This window comes from Fervidicoccus sp. (genome assembly GCF_049967375.1).
Taxonomy (GTDB): Archaea; Thermoproteota; Thermoprotei_A; order Sulfolobales; family Fervidicoccaceae; genus Fervidicoccus; species Fervidicoccus fontis.
Genome location: NZ_JBMFSV010000001.1, coordinates 1 through 22,648 on the forward strand (window position 1 = coordinate 1; position 22,648 = coordinate 22,648).

Genomic DNA, 22,648 nt, shown 5'->3' on the forward strand with positions numbered 1-22,648 from the left:
GGCACGCTCATCACATTGTATTTGTCAGCGATGTCAGTGTTCTCATAAGCTTCTACTGTATCTGCAATTACGGATTTGTTTCCTAATTTATATGATTCGAAAGCGATCATGTTTGCAAGCAGCGCTGCATATGGACAGTATGGGCATGATGGAGTAATTATAACTTCAATATACACCTTTCTGTTTATGCTTTTGATGGTTTGCTTGCTGCTTTCTTCAAGACCTGAATCGTTCTGACTAATTCTGATAATTGTCTCTACTAAGCTCCTTATCTCCTCTCCTGAAGGTATACCAGTATATCTTATCCTTCCCTCAACTAATGTTACAGTAGGCGTTCTTGATATTCCATACTGCTTAAATTTCTCTGCATCCTTTTCTTTATCATATACAACAAAATCAAATAGCTTTTTTCCGTTTACGCTAGGACTTTTTTCCCTGAAATAACTTAAAAGCTTTATCGTTTCCTGACAGTAGTAGCAGCTTTCTTTAACAAAAATCTCTGCAATCACTGGAGATGCCATATCTCTAAGCGCCTCTTCGAGAGCCTCTAATGTTTCTTCGTCAAGCTCTCCTCCAGGCACCATTGGGTGCTCTTCATTAAATTCGGATGTCTCTTCTTCTGAACTCATGATTATTCACCTAAAAAATGACATAATCACTCTTTCGTTTGAAGGATTAAAAGGTTAACGTAAAGATCTTTTTTTGCACATTAGAAATGTCATATTTAATCCGAGAGCCTCCTCTATCTTAGTATGATGTTTGAATATTCCTAAGGTATTATTTTTTAAAGCCCGATGATAAGATATGAGTATGGTAAGGGAGTCAGTTCATTTTAGCACTTGATCCTCGAATACTCTTTCTTTTAAGGTCAGCGTCTTACCTTTTTAATCCTGTTTCTTGAATTTTAAAATTTTTAATTTAAAATATCTGGAGATCAGATTATACAACATGTCCATATCAACAAATTGAAGGTTTTTAATCATGAAGCTGTACTCAAAAAAAGGCGATGAGGGAAGCACGTTCTGCATGAAGTATCTAGAAATGGTTCCTAAGAATCATCCGTTTGTTGAATTCGTCGGAGAGCTTGATGAGGCTGAAGCTTCCTTAGGGCTAGCTAGTAGCTTGATTCCAGATGAGCTTAAGGAAATAAAAAGCGAGGTTGATTGGATCCAAACCCTTTTGTTCAGGATAGGTTTTACTATCGCTGGTAAGGACTGCATCAGCGAAGAAGACTTAAAAGTACTTGAGAGCATAGCAGATAAATATTCAATTTATGCAAAGCCTCTATTTTTGCTCAACGGTGGGCATCCCGCTGCAGCAGCCGTATCGCTATCTAGGGCAATAGTCAGGAGAGTTGAAAGAAGACTTATAGATTTAATTTCAAGAAAGGAGGTCATAAACAAAGAAAAGCTGGTCCTTTCCATTTTGAATAGAGCGAGTAGCGCTTTGTATGGAATACAATTAGCCATAAACGGCAAATTGGGATATGAAACCAAAAGGATAGAGTGTGGAAGCTCAAAGCTCGTATAAAAATTCCGGAATTTCTACGATTTTTTTCCCAGAAATTACCTGATCAATGCTGTGTATTACTCCTCCATAGTTTAAGAGCTCCCTTTCAACTTCTTTCAGATCAATATCTCTGCCCTCTATCACTATTAAGATTGACTCCGTTTCTACATCAATCTCTTTGACAGTTATGTTTACACCTTCAACTCCCCTCACTCTTTCTAAAACTAGCGAGAGCTCATCAATGCCTATTCCTTTGATTGGAATGAGAACATCCAGAACGGCCCTCAAAATGCCCATATTTTATTATCACCGGCCTATTCCAAAATTATATTTGATTTGTTATCTTTATCTTTTTTTCTATATATTGCGGCTCGCTATTTTCCTTCCATATCAACCTCAAAGTAATCGAACTAGAATTAGGAGGCAACTTAAGCACCAGCTCCCTCTTTGCTGAGCTTTTTGGCTGTATGCTTTCTAAGTCAATTTTTGATACGAGAATACCTGAAGAAAATGCAACCAGCATCGGTGCTTCGAGCGGACTTTCAGAATTATTGAAGACGTCTACATTTACGATTACACCGCTTTCATTTCTTCCCCTTATCTCCGCCTCCAAATCTATGCTCCGCTGTTTCTTACTTGCAGAGTTCACTATCAAATTTGTAATTAATATGAAACTCTGGCTCTTTCCGCCGACATCAATTCCATCATTCTTAAAACTTAAAGTTAATATGGGCTCCTTGTCAAAGGGAATTTGATAATCATCGCAATTTTTTGAAATCTCTAAGCGCTTAACGTATCTCTCATTAACCCTTATCTCTAAATACTGAGGAACTTTCTGCGCAAATATGTTAAAGTGAATGTTATTTTGCCTCAATTCATTGCTTTTTACGGATATCTTCTTTATTTCCTGGCTCTTTATAATAGCCCCTCCAGTATAATACTTTATCCAGTTAGTCGTATCCGAATTATCTTCAATTAGCTTTATAATCGTCGCATGGGTCAAAAACACAGGTGTCGAGGATATAACTGTAAGCTTATGGAACCTCCTCTTCGCCTCTCTATTTACAAGCGGGGTGATGTCTATCACCGTAGCTCCATATGTATTTTCTCCAATAGGTAATATAAAATTCGGCTTAAATTGTTTTGATACAGAAATACCATCGAACCAGATCCTCCACTTAACGCTTTCCTGCTTGTCAAAAATTGCTCCTATTTCAAGCAGTGATAAAGTAGCTTTAGAATTGTTCTTCACTTTGTGAAAATAGACTGACTGCTTAGAAGGTCTATACAGACCGCCAATGCTTTCGCCTATTACTACCGATTCGCTAAGGGCCTCACCGCTGAACTTTTTTTCCAATAGTGCTGTTAAAGTGCTATCATCCAAAATAATGTCACCCTTTCAATAATTCTTAACTAAAAAGCAATATATATCATTTGACAGTTTTAGCTTTTATCATTTGCCTAATTAAAAAACATGCTAAAGATTTACCAATATAAATGATAAGGGAACAATTATTGGAACCACAAATCCTGTCAGGAAGCCCTGCACGAAAGCAGCGATAACGCTATCTTCACTCTTGCAGTACTTAAGCACAAATGGAAACAAAACGTCATATACAGGATCTCCGGCATAAGTTACTGCGCCAAAATCTCCAAAGTATTTTTGAATGCTTGGAAATGCGATTATGCCGAAGAGCTCACGGGACAAATTGGAAAAGAAGCCTATAGTTCCTAGAGTGCTTCCGCCTAAAGCGCTTAAATATGGACCTGTAAAAGTATACCATCCGAGCCCCATGCATGCAGGTATGGAGCCCTTCCCAAGCACAAAAAAGAAAAGCAAACCCGTTATAAGAGAACCTAAAATTCCGAACAACAGCGTTCTTACTCCTAAAAACGCCTTTCTAAAGCTTTTGATTTCCTTAATCCTTAAAGATGCTTCTATGCTGGCAAAAAACACAAGCATCACTAAAAAAGAATTCTCCATTAAAAGACTTACATTCTCAGGCCTAAATAACTTTCCTGCAATAAAACCAGCTATGAACGCGAGGATTACTGCTTGATAAAACTTCATCATTTGGTACCTTTCATAACTATTTTTGCTAGAAAAGCTCCTAAAATTCCACTTAACACTCCCATTATTGAAGATATTGTGATCAGAAAGACGTCCGCGGTTTCCCAGCTTGAGCCCATCTCCATACCCACAGAAAATATTATAACAAGAACTGAAATTTCTAGCCCATAGCCAATGGCCTTTTTCACTCCCTTTCCGTTTTCAAACCTTTTCCTTCCAAAAATTCCAGCGAGAAATCCTATAAATATTGCAAAGTAGAGAATGCCCAAATATGCAATTTCATCCATTTATCCTTCACCTTTTGCTCTCCATTTTCCCATATGTTTAGGATAGTTGTATTTTGGTTCTATTCCAGCTTTTTCAAGCATTTCGCAGAGCTTGCATACATCTCTTCCGATGCTCGTCGGCTCGCCACATATTCTGCAAGTTGGGAGGGAGTTTAGTTCCTTCAGCTTGTTTGTTCTATCTAAAAGCAAGTTATCAAAAAATTCCAAAATCCTCAGCTCAACGCCCGGAGCTTCCCTTTCAAGCATGTAGAGCCAGTGCCTTATTCTCGCTCTCAATGTCGGCTGGTAGATTATATACGGACACTCGGTTTCTTGAAATTTGAATCCAAGTAAATAGGCATAAAATGCTGCCTCATACTCGTATATCTTTCTCAAGGGCTTTACTCTCTGCACTAGCTTGTCGCTCAACTTAGGGGAAAGTGGGTGCTGTCTCAGTAGCCTTTCCGGATCTCCTCTAAGTATGTTCATAAAAATGGTTTGAACCTCATCATCCAGATTGTGGGCTGTGAGTGTCCTGTCTGCTCCGAGCTCTCTGGCATAGACATTAATTATCCTTCTCCTCAAGCTGCCGCAGTAAGTGCAGGGAGAGAGCTCAATCCCCATTTCACGAGATTTTTCTACTATTTCTCCAAGGGAATAGCCCACAAATTCCTTTATGCTGGTTATTACTGTATCTATGCCCCTCTCTTTAGTATATTTCTTTATCCTTTCTATGTACTCCTGCCTATTATATCCGGGAATTCCCTCTACAATTGATAGTGCTATAATTTTGCTTGAAGGGTGAAAATGCGATACTGCATCTAGAAGAACAAAGCTGTCTTTTCCTCCGCTAATTGCGAGGAGGAGATTGTCTCTTTCTGAGAACATCCTCTTATCTTTTACTTCGTTTGCAATCCTTTTCCTAACATCCTCTATAAAGCACTCTCTGCAGAGATACTTGTTCGTGAAGGCTTGATAGAAAACTGCCTCTCTTCCGCACAAACTGCACTTCACAATCTCACGCACTTGCATCAGTATTATTGAAATGAGAAATTAAATACATTTTGTTTAAAAAAAGAGATAATTTTTAGAAAAAGTTTATATTAAAATATGAAAAAGATCAATTGAATTTTAACAAAGGTGACTATTTTGCTTTTAACGAAAGAAGATGCTTTAATAATCGGCGATTGGGACGCTGATGGAGCAGTCTCCGCTGCAATACTTTCGTATATGCAGAACAGCAGAGCGTACCCTTCAAATAAAAAGCTTGTCGTATATGTAAGACCTAGCGGTCCCAGAGAATTGAGAAAAGTTATGAACGATTATTCTGGGTGCCCCGAGTTTATTGCGTTTCTAGACATACCATATATCCAGGAAAATTTTGGGATTTTTGAAGACATAAAAAAGAGCTGTCCTAACACGCAAGTCATTTATGTAGATCACCACTTCTCCACAATAGACAATGTCGAGGTGCTTAGAAAATTTATTGACAAGTTTAGACTGGGGAAGGATAAGCCTACGTCCATGCATTTATTGGATATTGCTCACGAAATTAAGCTCCAGCTTCCTCAAAGGCTTGAGCTTTTTGCGAAGGCTCTTTGGTATATAGAGCTAGGGAGGAAGCCATCTGATGAAATAAAGGAGACCGTTAGAGTTGTGGCTACGATCTCGAGGGCTCTAAAGCTGAACAGGGAGGAGAAGTTTTGGGAGAAAATGGTTAGGTGGCTATCCAACCCTCTCCCGATACCTTTGGGAAAAAGCGATTTGGAAATAATGAATAAAGTTGAAGAGGAAATAAAAAAGAGAGATGAGGAGCTTGAAAAGGCAGTGGAAGACCTTGCAATAAGCGCGAGGAGGGTCGGATGCTTCAGGTTTGTTGACGCGAGAAAGAAGTGGAAGAGGAGAGGCGTCTCCAGTCTTGCGACGAGGTTAGCGAGGAAGTTCAAGGCACCTGTCGCTCTTTTAGCTAAAGTAAAGGATGGAGAGATTTTGGTGATAAGGACTAAAAATGCAACTGCTAAAAAAATCGCGGACGAGCTCTATGCTATTGGCATGGCTGTTAATACTGGAGGCCATAGAAATATAAGCATTGTAAGGCTGAAGAGAGGTTATGATTTGAAAAAAATAGAAGATGTATTAGTAAAGTACTGTAGGTACATATGAAAAATCACATCACGTGACTTTTGAAGACCTTGTCATGATATATAATTATTCCCTTATCAGTTATATCGAAAGGATGTCTTCTCATATCATGCGCAGTGCCCCTCATCTTCCAAACAATTATAGACCTTAAAAGCTGCCCATCATATTCGTCAAGATCTAGCCTTATTATCCCATCAGCAGCATGCTCAACACCAGGACCTCCGAAGCCTCTTTCTGTTACGCTTACTTGGGAAATTAAAAAGCTTGTTGTTCCCAATCCAGAAAGTATCCTTTTTAGTTGCATTACTGTATTTCTGGCAATTGCAGGCTTAGTCATGTATAAAGTGGAGACGGAATCTATAACTACTCTCTGAGCATTTGTCTCTTTAATAGCCATTCTAATTACATCTATGAGCTCTCCGACATCATCAACGCTTTTTACAACATACTTCTCTCTTTTCGCAGCTTCACCTATGCCCGAAGTAAATGCATCTACAATAGCGAACTTTCCCTCCTCTTCAAATTTTTTCACATCCCAGCCGAACGTAGCCATAGCTCTCCTCACTTGAACAGGATGCTCCTCTAAAGACACATATACTGAAGCCTCTCCCCTCACAAGTCCATTGTACAGAAAGTGCTGCGAAAGTATTGTCTTTCCTGTTCCCGGCCCTCCGGTGATTATGACAACGTTTCTTTTAGGAATCCCCCCATTCAGTAGCTCATCAAGCCCGGGGATCCATGTTTTTACCCTTTCAATAGTAAAAGACACTTTTCATCACTCATAAGGATTTTATAATATATTATGCAGGCGTGTAATAAATTATTTACTGAATATTTTTATTTGAAACTTTTTCTGAAACTTTTCTGTGGTTTATTTGACGCGAATGCCTGAAAGATACGTCTCCTCTATCTTTACATCTCTGATCTCTCTCTCATCGAGCTCAAACGGATTTCTATTTACAACGATGAAGTCGGCGTATTTTCCTTCTTCTAGGCTTCCCAAACTACTCTCTTCAAACAGGATATATGCAGAGCCCTCTGTATAGAAATAGAGAGACTCCTCTAAGTTTATCCTTTCATCTTTCGTGAATTCATATATTGGCAAATTTTCGTATTTTCCCCTTGTAATGGAGCTATAAACCGTTTCCCATGGGTTCAGCGATTCTACTGGAGAGTCTGTGGAAAATCCCAGTTTAATTCCTTTCTTAATCATCGACTTGAATGGGTAAGCCAACCTGATCCTTTCCTCTCCAACTCTATTTTTGATCCACCAGTCAGATATTACAAAGCGCGGCTGAAGTGATATAGCTATTCCAAGTTCAGCAATCTTTTCTAATTGGTCAGGCCTCAGGATTGATGCGTGCTCTATCCTATGCCTTTTCTCCTTTAAATTTCCAAGCTTTTCGTAAGCGCTAATTATCATATCTATTGCCCTATCTCCAATTCCATGAACAGCAATCTGTAGCCCCAGCTCGTCCGCAGCTTTAACAATTTCCATTAGAACTTGTTCATCAATATTTGGATGACCGCTATTTTCTGGGTCATCAGAGTATGGGCTTGAAAGCCATGCGGTTCTTGCGCCAAGGCTTCCGTCTGCTATTATTTTAATTCCCATGAGCTTCAACATATCATCCCCTACCCCTCTTTTTAATCCCAAACTCTTAAAGAAGTCGAATAATTCCATAGCTTCTTGATAATTCAAATAAGCCCTTACCCTAACCTTCATCCTGCCCTCATCTTTTATCTTCATAAGAGCTTTGAAAGCCTTTAAGCTACAGCTCACGAACCCCACAGTAGTTACTCCTTGGGAAGATGTGTAATTCATCGCATCTTCCAAAAACTTTGAGTAATCGTCAATGGTGAGGGATTCCGAAAACTTTCTCCTTGCAACTTCAAACGACTCCTCTTTCACCACTCCAGTTGGAATTCCATTCTCATCCTTCATAACACCAGGAAGATCGCTGTTTATAAGACCACTGAGTTCCATAGCTTTAGTATTTAGAACTGCAGCATGCATGCAGATCCTTGTAAGCATTACTGGCTTCTCCTTTACAACTTCATCCAGGTCGTGCCTAGTTGGCCATCTCTCCATTTTTTCTTGATCCCATCCGTGCCCGAGGATCCAGGAATTTCTTGCTTTTCGAACGTATTCCCTAAGCATAGACTTCATTTCTTCTACGCTCTTCACTTCTCTCAGATCAAGCATATTTAAAAACATTCCGAGTTCATCCAAGTGCATATGCGAGTCAATAAATCCAGGAAGGACCACTCTTCCATTAAGGTCTAATATTTTTCCATTGAGCTTTCTGACCACATCTCTCACAATGCCTTCCTTACCCATATATACAACCCTACCCTCGCTTACGATCATTGCCTCTTCTATCCTCAAAGGGTTAAAAGACGCATATATCTTCGCATTAACGAAACCCGTTACCATAAAGCTCCCCATCACTTGAATATAATTATAATCACTCACTTTAAAGAATGTGGGTTCTTAAAAGCGAAGAAGGAGGTCAAATAGGATTTTGCAAAAATTTAAAAAGCAATAAATTTTGCGCTTTTAGAAATTAAAGAATTGCAGTTATTTATAGCTAATTCAAAAAATGCGGCGGCCGGGATTTGAACCCGGGATCACCGGCTTGGAAGGCCGACGTCCTAGTCCAGGCTAGACGACCGCCGCTCTTGTTCCTCAACTAGTGATGTTTAATGAAAAAATCCTTATAATTTTTTTGCTTTTTCAAAAAAAGGAGTATAGGGGATTGTTAAAAATTATTGAGCCGTATATCCCCCATCTACTACAACTTCTGAACCAGTCATGAAAGATGACTCATCGCTCAGCAAAAATACGATAACTGAGGCGATCTCCTCCGGCCTTCCAAGCCTTCCAAGAGGATGCAGCTTCTTTAGGGCCTCATATACCGCATCTCTATTTCCTGTACCCTCCGCATAACCCCTCACCATTGGAGTATCAATAAATCCAGGATGGACAGAATTCACTCTTATGTTATATTTCGCATAGAATAGAGCATCGACCTTAGTCATGATCCTTACGGCTCCTTTTGAAGCATGATATGGAGGTACATCCGGAGCTCCTACTATTCCATAAATAGAAGACAGGTTTACTATGCTACCTCTGTTGTTTTTAATCATGTATGGAACTGCGTGCTTTGTGCAGAGGAACACTCCATTGAGGTTAACATTTATGACCTTATTCCACTCTTCAAGCGTTATCTCATGAGTGGGCTTGCTCACTCCCGCTATTCCAGCGTTGTTAACCAACCCGTAGATATCTCCCAGATCTTTTGAGATCTGCTCAAATGTTCTCTTTACCTCATCTTCGTTCGTCACATCAAGCCTGTAGAATTTTACGTTTTGATTCCCAGTTGTCCTCTTAATCTCCTCTGCAGCCTTTTTCCCTTCATCTTCAAGAACATCGCACACTGCTACCTTTGCCCCTTCCTTCGCTGCGAGCATTGCTGTAGCATATCCAATGCCTCTTGCAGCACCTGTTATTACCACTACTCTATCTTTTAATCTTTCACACAATTTTTACATCATTTTATATTATAATCTTCTATACTATTTAAAAGTGAGTATATATTTTATATAATTTTATATTTTATAATTTTTTCATAAAATTAATTTGTTACTGTGAAAAAGAATTCAAAGATCGGAGAACCAGTAAAAAAAGCGCTTTTTCAGCTTATTTTTAGAAGAATTTTTAATTTGAATCTCCAATTGCCCGGACGCTTCGATAATCGATTTAGCGATTGATCGATCAGTAAATTTATCGGTGCACTTTATAAAACACCTCTGCAGTTTTAATATGGAGAAATACTTTGAATCAATTTTTTGGAAAAGTTATGGAAATACTTTGGAAGGTGTTCCACTTCAAAAGAAAGCAGTTTAGCTATTTAAAAGGAAGATTTTCCTCTATATAAATGCTTTTAAGTTTTACTTCTTTTCCTTCAATTGATATATATGTATGAAAGTTTTGTATGATTTGTGGGAACACCATAAGCTTTGGGAAAACGGAAAATTTTCGCCGATTAGCTATGTATTTTACCCAATTTTTTGTGAAAGGATAGCTAACAAAATCCCCTTAATTTTTAGTGTAATTTAATACTGAAAAATCGGATAGCTTCATTAGATATAAACTTTTTCTGTAAGATTTTTGGCACTCTGTACAGCATTTCTTCATTTACCTTTTAGTGAATTTAAATAGCTATTTTGCCATTTTCGAGGTTAGAGAACATTCATTTTTAATACCAGTTGTCCTCCATCTTAAAAAGGAGAAATGAGCTTAACAGTTAATTGTGAGCATGATTGAAATGCTCGGACATCTTTTTTCTTGGTCTCCGCACGGCGCATTGGAAATGAGGTTAAATCAACCGCCGGTGTTTTTAATCTCCAGTTAAACACACCGAATTTTAAGCTTGGTTGTCTTGACATAATGCTCGGATGTTTTCATGGAGACCCTCATCGGAAATCTTCGTTAGAGAAAATTTCTTTTACATCGGCACATCTGGTGGAAGCCTTATGAATATAAACGCTTTCTCTATATCACTCAGAAAGGCATCTTATTTCTTCAACATTATTGCTTTCAATCTTCTTTCCAAGAACAGCAGATAGGAAGCCTCTGTATGCTCTAAACAGTTATATTCCGCACTCAAAAATACAAATCCTAAAAGAAGAAAAGAATTAAGATGGATCTTACGGAATTCCTAGACATGCTAAGACAAATGGAGATATGGAGAGAAGAACTACCCATATAAAAGACAGTAATACTAACAAATTCAGAACGGTTAGTAGCAAAACCAAAAAAAAAAAAATAACACGGACAAGATGGCTCAAATTGTTAATCGTATAAGTATATAGACTGCAATTCTTCGATCAACACTACTTCTGCGAACTACCAAAATCCTAAAAACGATCAAACTCAAAAAACGGTACCGAAATACGCAAGGAACCAAAACCTTCCTCTCTAACAACCTAATAAAAATTTTCAAATCCAACACGATACCAATCATCAAACCCTCTTCATCTCATGCTCACGAAGCCTAAAAATAAAATACCAATGACCAACTATCCTTCTGCGCTTGAAGCAATCCTTATTGGAAAGCCTTACCACGTTAAAGCTCTTTTTATAATGGGTGGCAATCCGGTATTAACAATCGCTATTTACAGATGGCTAAGGAACTAGATTTTATAGTTTTTTGATGCAAGTCGATAAAAACCCTTTCAACTCTAATCCTATATCTGTAATTTTCCAAATTTGCTAGAATTTTTATGATGAATAGTTTTAGAAAAGTTTTTTACTTTCGGCACGAAAGTAACTTTCGGTGTGAAAATGTTATTTGATCCGAGGCCAAAAGTAAATAAAAAAGATCTTTACGATTTCGAAAAAGAATTTGAATTTCTCAAGAAAAATATAGGAGAACCACTTTTAGTAGTATCGGGCTTAAGAAGAACGGGAAAAACATCTCTCATTCTTTCCACTCTCAATGATTCCGACATTCCTTATGTTTTCTTTGATATGAGAAGCATGCCGAATTCAAGAAGAGACCTATATCATCTCTTATCCGAAGGGCTCACTGACTTTCTTACTAGAATCTCAAACAAAGAAAAGTTTTACAAGTCCTTAACCAAGATGCTTAAGCTGATTAGAGGCATATCTGTAGATGGATTCGAAGTTTCTCTTTCATGGGGGAAAGATAGAGCTTCGCTTGTGGAAATTCTTAGAGCTTTAGATGAATCATGCGCTGAATACGGAATAAAAGCGGTTATTGTCTTTGATGAACTTCAGAGGGTAACAGGAAAATTATCTGTAGAGCTGGCTAATGCCATTGCATATTCGTATGATCACTTGAGGAATTTATCATTTATCGTTTCTGGCTCGGAAATGGGTGTACTATACCGATTCTTCGATGAGCCGAACGCTCCACTCTACGGAAGAGCTTACCTTGAAGTAAAGACTAGAAGGCTTGACAAGGAAAAATCTATAGATTTCTTGAAAAGGGGATTCGAAGAATCGAAAATTAGAGTAAATGATGAAGAATTAGAAGCTGCTGTTGATAAGCTTGACGGCATTATTGGCTGGCTGACTTATTACGGATATTCTAGAACAATGCAGAATAGAGATTTTGAAAGTATATGGAGAGAGGCTGTTACAATGGCTAGGCAGGAGCTTGAGAACTTTTTAAAAAACAGGGTAAGTGCAGAAAGATATAGAGCCGTATTAAAATTTCTCGCTAATGGAGAAAGAGAATGGAAAGAGCTCAAGAAAAAAATGGAAGATTTGGAAGGAAGGGTTTTAAGTGAAAGGGTGCTTTATGATATCCTCATCACGTTGAGGAAATATTCAATAATTGATGATCAGAACAATTTCCTAGATCCTCTTGCTGAAGAAGCTGCAAAGAACTTATAGCAAAAGTGATCTTTGAAGAATAAAGGTTTTTAAGACTATTTTAAGCGATTTTGTTCAATATTAATAGGTTATTATTTTAGAACCATAACACCAAAATATAAAGATCTCTTTACTAATCTCGTCACTATTTTTGCAATAGCCACCCTTTATCCATATATGGTTCAACTGAGAACAGAAGCGCTAGGAAGGCAGTTGAAGCTTTGGAAGAAAATTATAATCTCATTAATTTACGTATTCATTTTGTTTCCACTACTAGCAATATCTGTAGCGAGTAAGTTGGGTCCTCAGTTTGGAATAGGATTTGTTGCAGCGAATTCGGTGCCAGCATCAAGCGCAGCACTTGGTTACGTTTTAATTTCGGCAGGAAACGTAGAGCTTGCTACTGCCCTAATACTAATTTGACATAATTGTTGCAATTCCAGCCTTGCCAGTAATTTTGGGATTATACAGCAGGAGCATATCCGTCCCTGTGCCAATTGGCACAATTCTTATCTCACTGACTGAAATATTGATCCTCCCGCTGATTGCAGGACAGCTAACCAGAATATATATAGAGAAAAGTGTGGAAGCTTGAAGAGCTTAGAGTGATAAGGAGCTCACTTTCAGTAGCGACTATGATTTCACTGTTTGTTTTGATATTCATTATAATTTTTTCAAAAGCTTCATTGCTTATTGCAAAGCCAACAATTGCCTTAGAGATCATAGGTTATCAAACACTGATAGTGTTCGGATTAATTGCGCTGTCTTTGGCTGTCGATAAGGTCCTGCGCATAAAGTATGAAGATCACCAATCAATTATATTGACTTCCATTACCAAAAACGAAAGTGTTGCTGTAGCGATGGCTACAATGGCGCTTAGCCCTGCTGCCTCCGTAGTTCCGCAATAATCCTATTGATCCAGCCAGTGCTTGCAATTTCTTACATTCATCTTGAAAAAGAGGTAAAGAAGTTATTAGGAACAGCAAACTCCTAATTTTTAAGAAAAGCTTCAGCAATTGCTTGTTTCAAGATAATTCATATTTTTTTGTTTTTCCTATTAATAAGTCCATCAGAAGTTTTTCATGCTTCTTTTCATCTTCTTCTATAAGCTCAAAGATTTTTTTGATTCCTCCCTTTAAATTCTCTCCGAGAATCCTGGTGATAATCGAAGACAGAGCTTCCTCATAAACTCCTCCTTCATAATTAACCAGCATACTTATAATTTCATAAATTTGCTCGTCTGAAATTTTGTCTATTTTAAATACAGAGGCCTTTAATTGCTTTATAGAATTCAAGGAATCCATAAATAAGTCTCCAAGAATATCTCTACAAAGATCTTCATCGGAGGATTCTCCGTTCAAAAGTCTATCGTAAATCAAATAATGCTTATAAGAGTCCATCCCGATGTATAAAAATATATGCTTGATTTCTTCTTTTTCTATTTTGGAATAAAGCATGTTATAAACAAAATATGTTTCATATTCTATATCTCTTAAACACTTTAAGTATTCTTTAAATTCTTCCATAACTTTATATCTCTTTAAAATTTTCTCTTCATTATTTATGTTTTATATTTTTTCCGTTTGCTGAAAGATCTTAGGTTTTCAATAAATAAGTACGATCATTCCGATATATAATTGCGATCGATTTAACATTATTAATGCAAAAAACTTATATAAAACCTTCATTTATTTTTTAATTGGTGAATTGTGCGTTGACGGAAAAATATCTTCAGGAAAGGAAAGATTACGTAATGAGTGCAGTTCCCCTATACCATCCGATAACCGTCGTAAGAGGAGAAAATGCTTTTTTATTTGATACTGAAGGAAAAAAATACATAGATTTCACCTCAGGGATCGGAGTTACCTCTCTAGGACATGCAAATCCTGAGCTTATCGATGCGGCTGTAGAGCAGCTGAGAAAGTTGTGGCACATATCAATAGTGAACCTCAATTATCCTTCATATGTTGAGCTGGCAAAAAAGATATCCGAGGTATCTCCAGGAAAGGAGAAGAAAAGAGTTGCATTTTGGAACAGCGGATCAGAGGCGATTGACAACGCTATTAAGGTGGCAAGACAGGCGACTGGAAGGCATGTAATAGTTGCATTCGAAAATGCATTTCACGGAAGAAGCACTTACGGTCCAGCGCTGGCTGCTACAGGAAAATATATGCCATACAAAGAGAGCATGGAGCCATTTTCCCAAGGAGTTGAGCTTCTTCCATATCCTTATTGTTACAGATGTCCATTTAGGCACGAATATCCGGAATGTGGTCTAGCTTGTCTAGATTATATGAAAAAGTGGTTTACACATACAAGATATCCTCCCAACAGAATTGCTGCATTTTTAATGGAGATGATCCAGGGAGAGGGAGGCTTCGTCGTTCCTCCAAAGGAGTATGTAAAGGAGCTGAAGAGCTTTTTGGAGTCAAATGGCATTCTGCTGATAGATGATGAAGTTCAAGCAGGATTTGCGAGGACTGGAAAAATGTGGGCAGTTGAGCACTTTGATGTCGAGCCAGATATAATGGCATTTGCAAAGGCGGTAGCCAACGGCCTTCCACTCTCGGGAATCGCAGTTAGAGAGAGCATCGCGGAAAAAGTGCATTTAGGCTCCCTTGGGGGAACCTTTGGTGGAAACCCGGTCTCCTGCGCCGTTGGATTGAAAGTTTTAGAAATAATGAAAAGAGACAACCTTCCTGCTAGGGCTGAAATGCTTGGAAGGATAATTAGAAAGCGGCTAGAAGAAATGTATGAAAAATATGAAATAATAGGGGATGTGCGTGGCTTGGGGATAATGCAGGCAATAGAGATTGTAAAGGATAGAAAGACAAAAGAACCGGATGAGGATATAACAAAAAAGATAACAGATACAGCTAGAGAAAGGGGTCTTCTTTTGTACATAGCCGGTCTATACTCTAATGTTATTAGGCTACATCCGCCTTTAACAATCGAAGAAGACGTGCTAAAAAGAGGGCTCGATATATTAGATGAGTCAATAAAAGAAGCTTTAAAAAAGAAGTAATTTTTACTTCTTCTTTAAATATCCTATAATTATTAATGCGGTTAAGATAAAAGCGGATCCTAAACCTACCAATGCTAAATAGTTATATGAAGCAACTATGTTTATAATTGAGCTATATACGCTGAATCCTGCTGAATCCGTTACTTTTACTTGAATTTTATTTAAGCCATTCGCTAGAGAAAATGTATATTCCGGCTCACTGCTTGTTGATACGATCTTTCCGTTTAAATACCATGTATAAATGTATGGAGGCGTACCGTTATTAACGCTTACAAAGACCTCGACCTTGTTGTTTTCAAACAAAAAGTTACTTGATGAAGAAATATATGTGAAGTTACTCATAACGGGATCTGGATTTACATCTACTTTGATCTCTTTTGAAACTTCATATCCTGCTGAGTCTTTTGCAATGGCTTTAACATAATAGCTTCCTGGATAGGTCGCATTAAGTATATACTGAGAGGTGTTAAAAGCAACGGGAGTTCCGTTGATCATCCATATATACATAAAAGGAGGAGTCCCTGAGCTCACATTTACAGTAAAAGCTATTGGAACGCCTACATCACTATTACTTCTTGCATAATCAAGACTGATCGCTGGAGGACTGTTTACTTTTATTTCAAGAAGCTTTTCTACGGTGAAATTCGCAGAGTCTTGTAAATATAGAACAACGAAGACAACTCCAGAGGCGCTTGGAGCATATGTAACATTAACTTTGCTCCCTTGCTGCAAAATACTTCCACTATCTATAAGAGACCCATTGGCATAGATAGAGTAGGTGTACTGAGGAGTGCCGTTAAATGCATAAAATGAGATACTTATTGGTACACCGACATCTGTTTCTGTTGCATTTGCAGAAATAAAAACGAAAGGATCTGGGTTTACATTTATAGTATAACTATTTGAAAAAAAGGAATTCCCTAAAGAATCATTTACTTCAATAACAATATAATGCCCTCCCTCATTCAGAGGCTGAACAAATGCTGAAAAGTTTAGCTTATCTGAATAGGAAGTTAGCTGATAGATTGGAGAACCGTCTACATAAATAATGTAAGTATATGGGGGAAGACCTCCAATGATCTGAGAACTTATTTCAATTGGAAAACCGACATCTGCATCTGCATTTGGATATGATATTGCAATTTTTGCGCTGAGTTTAGAGAGATTGACCGAGTAGAACACAGGATAAAAATTTCCGCTCCCTATTTGAACCGTGGGAATTCCATCAATTAAATTTGTCGAGAGGTCATCTGCTCCTTCAGCTGTATCGCTCCCAAATCCGTATAGAGACATGGGAAGAACAATTGTTTCATTCTCCAGAACATATTTAAGCATCAGCTGGGCATTCATTTTTGTAAAATTAGTGATCTCTCTATTCCCTTCTCCTCCGAACACCAATTCAGAGTCGTAAAAATGTCCGCTTGGAGTTTGGGAGAAGCCCGAGATTATAAATGAAGCTGATGTTATCCCTGTTTGTGGTATAATAACTTCATCGTACCAAGTAATTTCTTCGCTTTCTCCCAGAGAATATCCAAATGAGATGTATACAGCGTTACTTGAGAAATTTTCGCTCACTGCAAGTTTTAAGTTCAAAGGAAGAGTATATTTTCTCATTTCTGTTGAATAAGCATAGTAGTCTTCTCCTACGTTGTCAACATAAACATACCCATTTCCTTTAACGCTCTGGTTTGTAAGGAAAGAAAAATGTGAAGTAGAGTTCCAAACGTTATCTACAAAGAACAAAGTATTATTATTAGTCCAGAAATTTGGGACGTTCTGAACCCAATATGTATAAGATCCGTATGTTGTATTCACCTGAAGAACAACGTTGAGCTGAAGACTAGCTCCGTATTCTGAAACCCCAGATGGAGGCGTTGAATTATATGCCTCTATTGAGTATATGTTCGCTATTCCAATAGCTTCCTTGTAAAGCAATTCATATGGAATTAGGACTCCCGAGGAATTTACAACCCCATAGTCCGCAATTCCGATTGGCGCAGGAAGGCTGTTATAATATGAATATACATCTATAGGGATCGTTGAAACCTGGTAGCTTACATAAGCTATTTCGTTCGAGGCATCATTGTAAACTACTAGATAGTAAGTTCCGTAATGCATAGGACCTATATTAGCTGAAATGTTATATCCTCTATAGGAATAAAGATATTCGATTGAGCCGGAAGATTTAAAAGTAGATAATTGGGAAGGAGTCATAAGATACACATCTACTATTTCACTGGAATTTACCTCAAATGTTATGTTCATTCCGCTTTCAACTTGTATAGGATAGTAGAGAAAGTAGTTAGGTTGGATGCTCACATAACTTAATGAGCTTTTTTCTGGCACTTCTCCGAAAGGCTCAGATCTTGCAACTGAGCTATTTTCAACAAGTGCAACATTATAAATACTCGCAATAGCAGTAACAAAAATAATTGTAAAAGCAAGGCAAAGAACTTTCTTCCTCATTTATAGTAGACCTCGCTCAGCAAATATAAATAAGCATTTTTTTAAAAAAGCTTTTCTATTTAAATTATGAAGGTGCTTTTGAAAGCTTTTTCTTTTTGTTTTAGTACATATTGAAAAAAATATAACCTAATTTTACTTATTTTTAATGTTTCTTAAGACTGGGGAACTAAGTTGACCGGAAAGCTTGAAAACCTAAAGAGAATTCTAGCTATAGGTCCAGCAACTTTAGTTTCTGTCGCATATATTGATCCGGGAAATTTTGGGACGAATATTGAAGCTGGCTCTAAATACGGGCTCACTCTGCTTTGGGTCGTCTGGCTTTCCGGAGCAATGGCGATCATGTTTCAGTATATTTCCGGAAAGGTTGGTATTGTCACGGAAAAAGGACTGCTTGACGTATCGATGGCAAAGCTCAGAAAAAATGAAAAAAAGCTCTACTTTTTCGGACTGTTTATTGCGATACTCGCCACCGACATGGCGGAGTTCGTAGGTATGGCTGTCGGTTTTCACCTAATTTTAGGCATACCGCTCTCAATTTCAGCTGGCCTCTCAGTTGTGGATGTTCTCTTGCTTTTTTTACTTACTGAAGACTTAGGGAGAATGGAAATTGTAATAGCAGGACTTGTAGGGATTGTTGGATTAAGCTACTTGATCGAGTTAGTAATTGTTCATGCTAATCCTGAAGAAATTCTCATGCATTCATTCATCCCTTATTTAAGTGGAAGTGAAATGATCCTGACCGCAACAAGCATAATAGGTGCGACAATAATGCCTCATGCAATTATTCTTCATTCGTATTTATCTGCAGAAAAGTCAGCAGGGAAAGGAGGAATTAACAAAAAAGGGGAAATTAAGAACCATCTTAAAGAAACACTCGTTAATTTAGGAGGTGCCAGCCTTGTTAATGCTGCAATACAGATAATGAGCTATTATGCATTTTATCTAAAAGGGTTGACTAATATTACTAGCTTGGAAAGTGCGTATTACACATTAGCTCCTCTTTTCGGTGCTTTAGCATCATGGATTTTTGCGATCTCTCTCTTCTCGTCTGGATTGAGCTCCTCTATGGTAAGTGTAATAGCTGGAGTAAAGATATTGGAAAGCTATTTTGGAACTCCTACTAAGCAGTGGAAAGTTAGGTTAATGCTGAGATTGATAAATATGGTGCCATTTCTAATTGCAGTTTACCTTGGAGTGGACATGATGAGCATTCTCGTCTATACCCAGGCAATTCTCTCTTTCTCTCTTCCCCTTGTGCTCTTTCCTCTTATTAATATAAGTAAAGATGGAAATTTAATGGGAGGATACAAAATTAGTAAGCCTCTTTACGTTATATCCTTAGTATCTACCGTATTTATTGTCCTAATAAACATCGCTATGTTTGTCTTTTAATTTTTCTGACCTCCTTCCCAGCTTAAAAAGCGAGGCTTTCAGTTATAAAGAGTATTTGCAAAAAGAATTTTGAATATTTGGAAGTAGATTTATCCAAACCATTATTCGAAAAAACGATAGAAAAATAAATTAGTGATAATTTTCATCCTGTAGATCAGATGCTTTTTCGTTTTTCGTTTACACTTTTTTTGTAATTAATCAGATGCTGGTTTATATCCAATTTCGTTACGACTTTAAAGACAAAGCTCTATATTTCAACAAGCTCTTCAATCGGTATAAATCTTCTATACCACTTATCAAAAATCTCTCTAGTAATAATGTGTAGCTCGATGGGTTCATCTATCGATTTAAAAACCTTCACCATTATTTCATATTTCAATTCAATTTTTTCTGTTATTATCAAAATATCAATGTCGCTTGAGGCTACGTTTTTTCCCTTGACAGCTGAGCCAAAAATATATAGTTTTGCATTAGGGTCAAAGCTGTTTACAATTTCTTTAATTTTTCTCCCTATTTCTATATAATTTTTAAAATTTGCTTTATAGGAAAACATTATAATTCATCAATTATAGGTTTAAATACTTCTTTGACAAATTTAAAAAGGCTAATTGTTTCCTTTTCTTCATAAGTATAAGGGAAATATCTTGAAGCCACGTATGCCTCCTCTAATCTTGCTATGTAATGCAGTTTATCCTCGTCTTCAATAAATGAACGCAATTTTGTATTTATTTTTGTTAAATCTTTTATAAGTCTTCTAATTGAATAAGTCCTTGGATAAGTTCCAAAATGCACCAGCATTTTATATTTTAAAATAAGCTGGCAGTACTGCTCCAAGCTAAAAACTGCGAGGTCCCATTCCTTTTTCCCAATAAGATCCTCAGAATTCCTTAAAAAAGCTTCAGCCCTTCTCTTTATGATTTCCGCTTCTTCAAAAGACAGTTCTGTTCACCATGAGTTCTTTAGGTTTGTTTTTATTATAAGTTTTGCCTATACAATAATTTCGACAATAGTATTAAATTAAAATAAGATCTTCTTTAGCTGCATAATCAACTACTTCAAAATATTCATCTTTTCTCACTTTCCGATTTAAATCTCTCCACCTCTCGCTTTCTGATAACACCCTATAAGTAGGATAGTACTGATCCATAATGTTTACAACAAGCCAATCCTTCGGCATGTTTTTAGAAAGCCATTCAATTATCGGGATACTGCAACACTTCACATGGTTTGGAAGCACTAAATGCCTTAATATGATGCTACCTTCATTTTCTATCAATAACAAATTTCTGATTACAGCTTCTCTATACCTTGGTGCAGCGGAGAGCACTATTGCATGAGAATCATCCCAGTATTTAAAGTCTGGAAGCCAAAGATCTATGAGATCTCTGAGCAGTATAGTGAGTTTCTCGCTCATATAGAAATTGCTGTTCCATATCTGAGGCGTATTCGTTTTTAGATATTTAAAGCTTTCAACAATTGCATGTGTATAAGGGGTAGGCTCTCCACCTACATGATTTATATTCTTTGCACCTTCTTTTACAAGCTTATCCTGTATTGCAGCAAGCTGCTGAGGTGCTACGACTTTTCCTTTGAGTGGAAAGCTTTGAGAGATTTCATAGTTCTGGCAATAAACACATCTGAGATTGCATCCAGAGTAAAAAATTGTCCCGCTTGGAACAAGTGGATATTCTTCTCCGTAGTGCAGAAAATATGATGAAATATATGTCTTATAATCCACTTTGCAGAATTTTCCCTTATCTGTTAACCTATTCGATCCGCATTTTCTCTCGCAATATTCGCAATTTGTAAGCATTCTTTTTAGTATTTCAATTTTAAGGTCCAAATATGAATTATTAGAAGAATCTCGTAGCTCGATGGATTCGTCTTTCATTATGTCGTTTGATAACTTATGAAATTCTTTCTCAAATTCTTCATGTAAAGACCAAAGCTCTTGTAGGCTAAGGGAGGTCAACTTAACATCGACTTCAAGACTTCTAGCGATCTTATATTTGGGCGGATACCTTCCTCTTAATATTCCATAGTACCAGCTTAGTGCTCTCTCGATTCTTGAGTTCAAACTGATCCCTTCCGCGAACTCGTCATAGAAAAAATTGGTCAAAAGGATGTTTGATCCGATGTTATTTGATTGAAATGAATGTTTTTAATTGCAGACCTTTGCATCATCTAATAATTGATTTTAAATATACGGATTTGTCAGGAACAGAGGGAGATATAATGTCTAGTACTTCTTCTGTAGCTTTCATAGAATCCCCATTAAATGGCTCGTATACATACATTGCATCTTTAATTAGGTCAATATCAATTCCCGTAATAATGGAATATAATTCTAAATATCTGCTTCTGTCCTTCGAATACGCTTCTAGAGATTCTCTATACATCCAAGTTATTTTTTCTCTCACACTTTCAGCAACAATATTTGAAATTGCTAGGGAGCAACACAGCTCATTTTCCATAATTCCCGCATCTTTTACTACTTTAAATCCCATCGATTCGACTTTTTTATACAAAGGATGCCAAGTTATTACATAACCTTTTTCTTTTTTGGCCATGTAGAGGAGCTCATCAGGAGAGCTATAATATACGGTATTTTCAGCATCAATAATACCATTTTTGATAGATAAGCTTCTTATGTAATCCATAGTGCTGAGCTTACTCGAATGAACCTTATTCCCCCCATCAAGATATAAAATCTCATACCCTCTCCCCATACCTCTAGGGAGAATTTTGTAGCTTTCATAAATGGTTGAAAAAATGAGCTGACCAATAAAGGGGGAAATTGCAAGATCTATTCTCCCGTGGACTAAAGCATCTAGAGCTTCTAAGCCATCGCTAAAAACTTTCACGTTCACTTTATGTTTCATTTCGTTCATTTTTTTCAAAAAGTATCCCAAGAAGAGGTATTCGCTCGAATAAACTATTCCGATCGTCATCCTCATTTCATCTTTTTCATGAGCTTTTTCCTTTATCCCGGTATATGCATAGATAAATTTGCTTCTTCCTATCTGCTTCCTTTTTATAAGCCCTTCTCTTTCCAGCTCATATAGGATTTCACTTACTCTCGACTTTGAAGCAGAAATGCTTCTATGAATATAAGATTGGGGTATTGATTCCCCTTGAAAGTTTGCGAGAAGTTCCAGTATTTTTTCTTTAAGCTCTCCTTTAGACATGATCTCAAAAAATTTTATATATAACTGAGTATTTAAAATTTATCGAACATATGTTCGGTTGTGATTTAAAATGAGAAGAACATATATAACGTTTAGCTTTCTCATATTAGCTCTTTTTTATCTGGTTCCCTATGCTTTTCTGAGAAATTCAAAAGGAATTGAACTCCTACTCTTCTGGCCTTC

At 37.2% G+C, this 22,648-nt stretch carries 25 protein-coding genes and 1 tRNA gene; 10 read left to right on the top strand and 16 right to left on the bottom strand.

The annotated features are described in order from the left end of the window. The coding region (gene pdo, locus ACP5SL_RS00005) for a protein disulfide oxidoreductase (protein ID WP_428227980.1) at positions 1-629 on the bottom strand (629 nt) is incomplete at its 3' end. A 352-nt stretch (positions 630-981) separates the two neighbouring features. Between pdo and ACP5SL_RS00010 the strand changes: the two genes are divergently transcribed. Further along, positions 982-1,530 carry an ATP:cob(I)alamin adenosyltransferase gene (locus ACP5SL_RS00010; RefSeq protein WP_014557302.1) on the top strand — a complete coding sequence of 183 codons (549 nt, stop codon included), beginning with the start codon at positions 982-984 and terminating at the stop codon, positions 1,528-1,530. Here ACP5SL_RS00010 and ACP5SL_RS00015 read toward each other — a convergent pair. The 5 genes from ACP5SL_RS00015 to ACP5SL_RS00035 all read right to left on the bottom strand — a co-directional run bounded on the left by ACP5SL_RS00015 (position 1,516) and on the right by ACP5SL_RS00035 (position 4,860). Continuing rightward, positions 1,516-1,806, bottom strand: coding sequence for a DUF211 domain-containing protein (locus tag ACP5SL_RS00015; RefSeq protein WP_014557303.1), 291 nt, complete (start codon positions 1,804-1,806; stop codon positions 1,516-1,518). The two genes, ACP5SL_RS00010 and ACP5SL_RS00015, sit on opposite strands and share 15 nt — an antisense overlap. Before the next feature lie 28 nt (positions 1,807-1,834). After that, positions 1,835-2,893 (bottom strand): hypothetical protein, encoded by a 1,059-nt coding sequence (locus ACP5SL_RS00020; protein ID WP_428227981.1) that lies wholly within the window; start codon positions 2,891-2,893, stop codon positions 1,835-1,837. Positions 2,894-2,986: 93 nt separating this feature from the next. Continuing rightward, positions 2,987-3,580, bottom strand: a complete 594-nt coding sequence (locus tag ACP5SL_RS00025) for a lysine exporter LysO family protein (protein WP_193803456.1) — start codon at positions 3,578-3,580, stop codon at positions 2,987-2,989. After that, a complete protein-coding gene (locus tag ACP5SL_RS00030) occupies positions 3,580-3,867 on the bottom strand; it encodes a hypothetical protein (protein WP_014557306.1) in 288 nt (95 codons plus the stop codon). Before ACP5SL_RS00030 ends, ACP5SL_RS00025 begins: the two co-directional genes overlap by 1 nt. After that, a complete protein-coding gene (locus ACP5SL_RS00035; RefSeq protein WP_428227982.1) occupies positions 3,868-4,860 on the bottom strand; it encodes a TIGR00269 family protein in 993 nt (330 codons plus the stop codon). A gap of 135 nt (positions 4,861-4,995) precedes the next feature. On the opposite strand from ACP5SL_RS00035, the gene ACP5SL_RS00040 reads away from it, so the two are divergent. Then, a complete protein-coding gene (locus ACP5SL_RS00040; protein ID WP_428227983.1) occupies positions 4,996-6,009 on the top strand; it encodes a hypothetical protein in 1,014 nt (337 codons plus the stop codon). A 4-nt stretch (positions 6,010-6,013) separates the two neighbouring features. Here the strand turns inward: ACP5SL_RS00040 and ACP5SL_RS00045 are convergent, their stop codons facing one another. The 4 genes from ACP5SL_RS00045 to ACP5SL_RS00060 form a co-directional block, all read right to left on the bottom strand. Next, on the bottom strand, positions 6,014-6,757 hold the full coding sequence (locus ACP5SL_RS00045; protein WP_014557309.1) for a KaiC domain-containing protein: 744 nt from the start codon (positions 6,755-6,757) through the stop codon (positions 6,014-6,016). Between the two features lie 102 nt (positions 6,758-6,859). Further along, on the bottom strand, positions 6,860-8,425 hold the full coding sequence (locus ACP5SL_RS00050) for an amidohydrolase (protein ID WP_428227984.1): 1,566 nt from the start codon (positions 8,423-8,425) through the stop codon (positions 6,860-6,862). Positions 8,426-8,592: 167 nt separating this feature from the next. Then, a tRNA-Gly gene (locus ACP5SL_RS00055) sits at positions 8,593-8,668 on the bottom strand. A gap of 89 nt (positions 8,669-8,757) precedes the next feature. After that, positions 8,758-9,534 (bottom strand): SDR family NAD(P)-dependent oxidoreductase, encoded by a 777-nt coding sequence (locus ACP5SL_RS00060; RefSeq protein WP_272985448.1) that lies wholly within the window; start codon positions 9,532-9,534, stop codon positions 8,758-8,760. A gap of 915 nt (positions 9,535-10,449) precedes the next feature. Between ACP5SL_RS00060 and ACP5SL_RS00065 the strand changes: the two genes are divergently transcribed. The 6 genes from ACP5SL_RS00065 to ACP5SL_RS00090 all read left to right on the top strand — a co-directional run bounded on the left by ACP5SL_RS00065 (position 10,450) and on the right by ACP5SL_RS00090 (position 13,302). Beyond that, a complete protein-coding gene (locus tag ACP5SL_RS00065) occupies positions 10,450-10,620 on the top strand; it encodes a hypothetical protein (protein ID WP_272985449.1) in 171 nt (56 codons plus the stop codon). Between the two features lie 445 nt (positions 10,621-11,065). Next, positions 11,066-11,191 (top strand): hypothetical protein, encoded by a 126-nt coding sequence (locus ACP5SL_RS00070; protein ID WP_272985758.1) that lies wholly within the window; start codon positions 11,066-11,068, stop codon positions 11,189-11,191. Positions 11,192-11,338: 147 nt separating this feature from the next. Continuing rightward, positions 11,339-12,415, top strand: a complete 1,077-nt coding sequence (locus ACP5SL_RS00075; protein WP_428227985.1) for an AAA family ATPase — start codon at positions 11,339-11,341, stop codon at positions 12,413-12,415. A 135-nt stretch (positions 12,416-12,550) separates the two neighbouring features. Further along, the gene (locus ACP5SL_RS00080) at positions 12,551-12,817 is read left to right on the top strand and encodes a hypothetical protein (RefSeq protein WP_428228017.1); all 267 of its coding nucleotides are present in this window, start codon (positions 12,551-12,553) and stop codon (positions 12,815-12,817) included. 13 nt (positions 12,818-12,830) lie between these two features. Continuing rightward, entirely contained in the window at positions 12,831-12,989 is a 159-nt protein-coding gene (locus ACP5SL_RS00085) for a hypothetical protein (protein WP_322741380.1), read from the top strand. A gap of 10 nt (positions 12,990-12,999) precedes the next feature. After that, complete coding sequence (locus ACP5SL_RS00090; RefSeq protein ID WP_148683459.1) at positions 13,000-13,302, top strand: hypothetical protein; 303 nt, start codon at positions 13,000-13,002, stop codon at positions 13,300-13,302. Positions 13,303-13,419: 117 nt separating this feature from the next. Here the strand turns inward: ACP5SL_RS00090 and ACP5SL_RS00095 are convergent, their stop codons facing one another. Then, positions 13,420-13,920 (bottom strand): hypothetical protein, encoded by a 501-nt coding sequence (locus tag ACP5SL_RS00095; RefSeq protein WP_428227986.1) that lies wholly within the window; start codon positions 13,918-13,920, stop codon positions 13,420-13,422. A gap of 188 nt (positions 13,921-14,108) precedes the next feature. On the opposite strand from ACP5SL_RS00095, the gene ACP5SL_RS00100 reads away from it, so the two are divergent. Continuing rightward, positions 14,109-15,419, top strand: coding sequence for an aspartate aminotransferase family protein (locus tag ACP5SL_RS00100; protein ID WP_428227987.1), 1,311 nt, complete (start codon positions 14,109-14,111; stop codon positions 15,417-15,419). A 3-nt stretch (positions 15,420-15,422) separates the two neighbouring features. Here ACP5SL_RS00100 and ACP5SL_RS00105 read toward each other — a convergent pair whose 3' ends face one another. Further along, the gene (locus ACP5SL_RS00105) at positions 15,423-17,885 is read right to left on the bottom strand and encodes a thermopsin (protein WP_428227988.1); all 2,463 of its coding nucleotides are present in this window, start codon (positions 17,883-17,885) and stop codon (positions 15,423-15,425) included. 171 nt (positions 17,886-18,056) lie between these two features. Here ACP5SL_RS00105 and ACP5SL_RS00110 point away from each other — a divergent pair, with 171 nt between their 5' ends. Next, positions 18,057-19,277: an Nramp family divalent metal transporter gene (locus tag ACP5SL_RS00110; RefSeq protein ID WP_428227989.1), complete on the top strand. Its 1,221-nt coding sequence runs from the start codon at positions 18,057-18,059 to the stop codon at positions 19,275-19,277. A gap of 247 nt (positions 19,278-19,524) precedes the next feature. Here the strand turns inward: ACP5SL_RS00110 and ACP5SL_RS00115 are convergent, their stop codons facing one another. The 4 genes from ACP5SL_RS00115 to ACP5SL_RS00130 all read right to left on the bottom strand — a co-directional run bounded on the left by ACP5SL_RS00115 (position 19,525) and on the right by ACP5SL_RS00130 (position 22,465). Next, a complete protein-coding gene (locus ACP5SL_RS00115) occupies positions 19,525-19,830 on the bottom strand; it encodes a nucleotidyltransferase domain-containing protein (RefSeq protein ID WP_014557321.1) in 306 nt (101 codons plus the stop codon). Next, positions 19,830-20,216: a HEPN domain-containing protein gene (locus ACP5SL_RS00120; RefSeq protein WP_428228018.1), complete on the bottom strand. Its 387-nt coding sequence runs from the start codon at positions 20,214-20,216 to the stop codon at positions 19,830-19,832. Before ACP5SL_RS00120 ends, ACP5SL_RS00115 begins: the two co-directional genes overlap by 1 nt. Positions 20,217-20,289: 73 nt before the next feature. After that, complete coding sequence (locus ACP5SL_RS00125; protein WP_148683463.1) at positions 20,290-21,354, bottom strand: radical SAM protein; 1,065 nt, start codon at positions 21,352-21,354, stop codon at positions 20,290-20,292. 103 nt (positions 21,355-21,457) lie between these two features. After that, positions 21,458-22,465: a DUF7343 domain-containing protein gene (locus ACP5SL_RS00130; RefSeq protein ID WP_014557324.1), complete on the bottom strand. Its 1,008-nt coding sequence runs from the start codon at positions 22,463-22,465 to the stop codon at positions 21,458-21,460. Between the last annotated feature and the right edge of the window lie 183 nt (positions 22,466-22,648).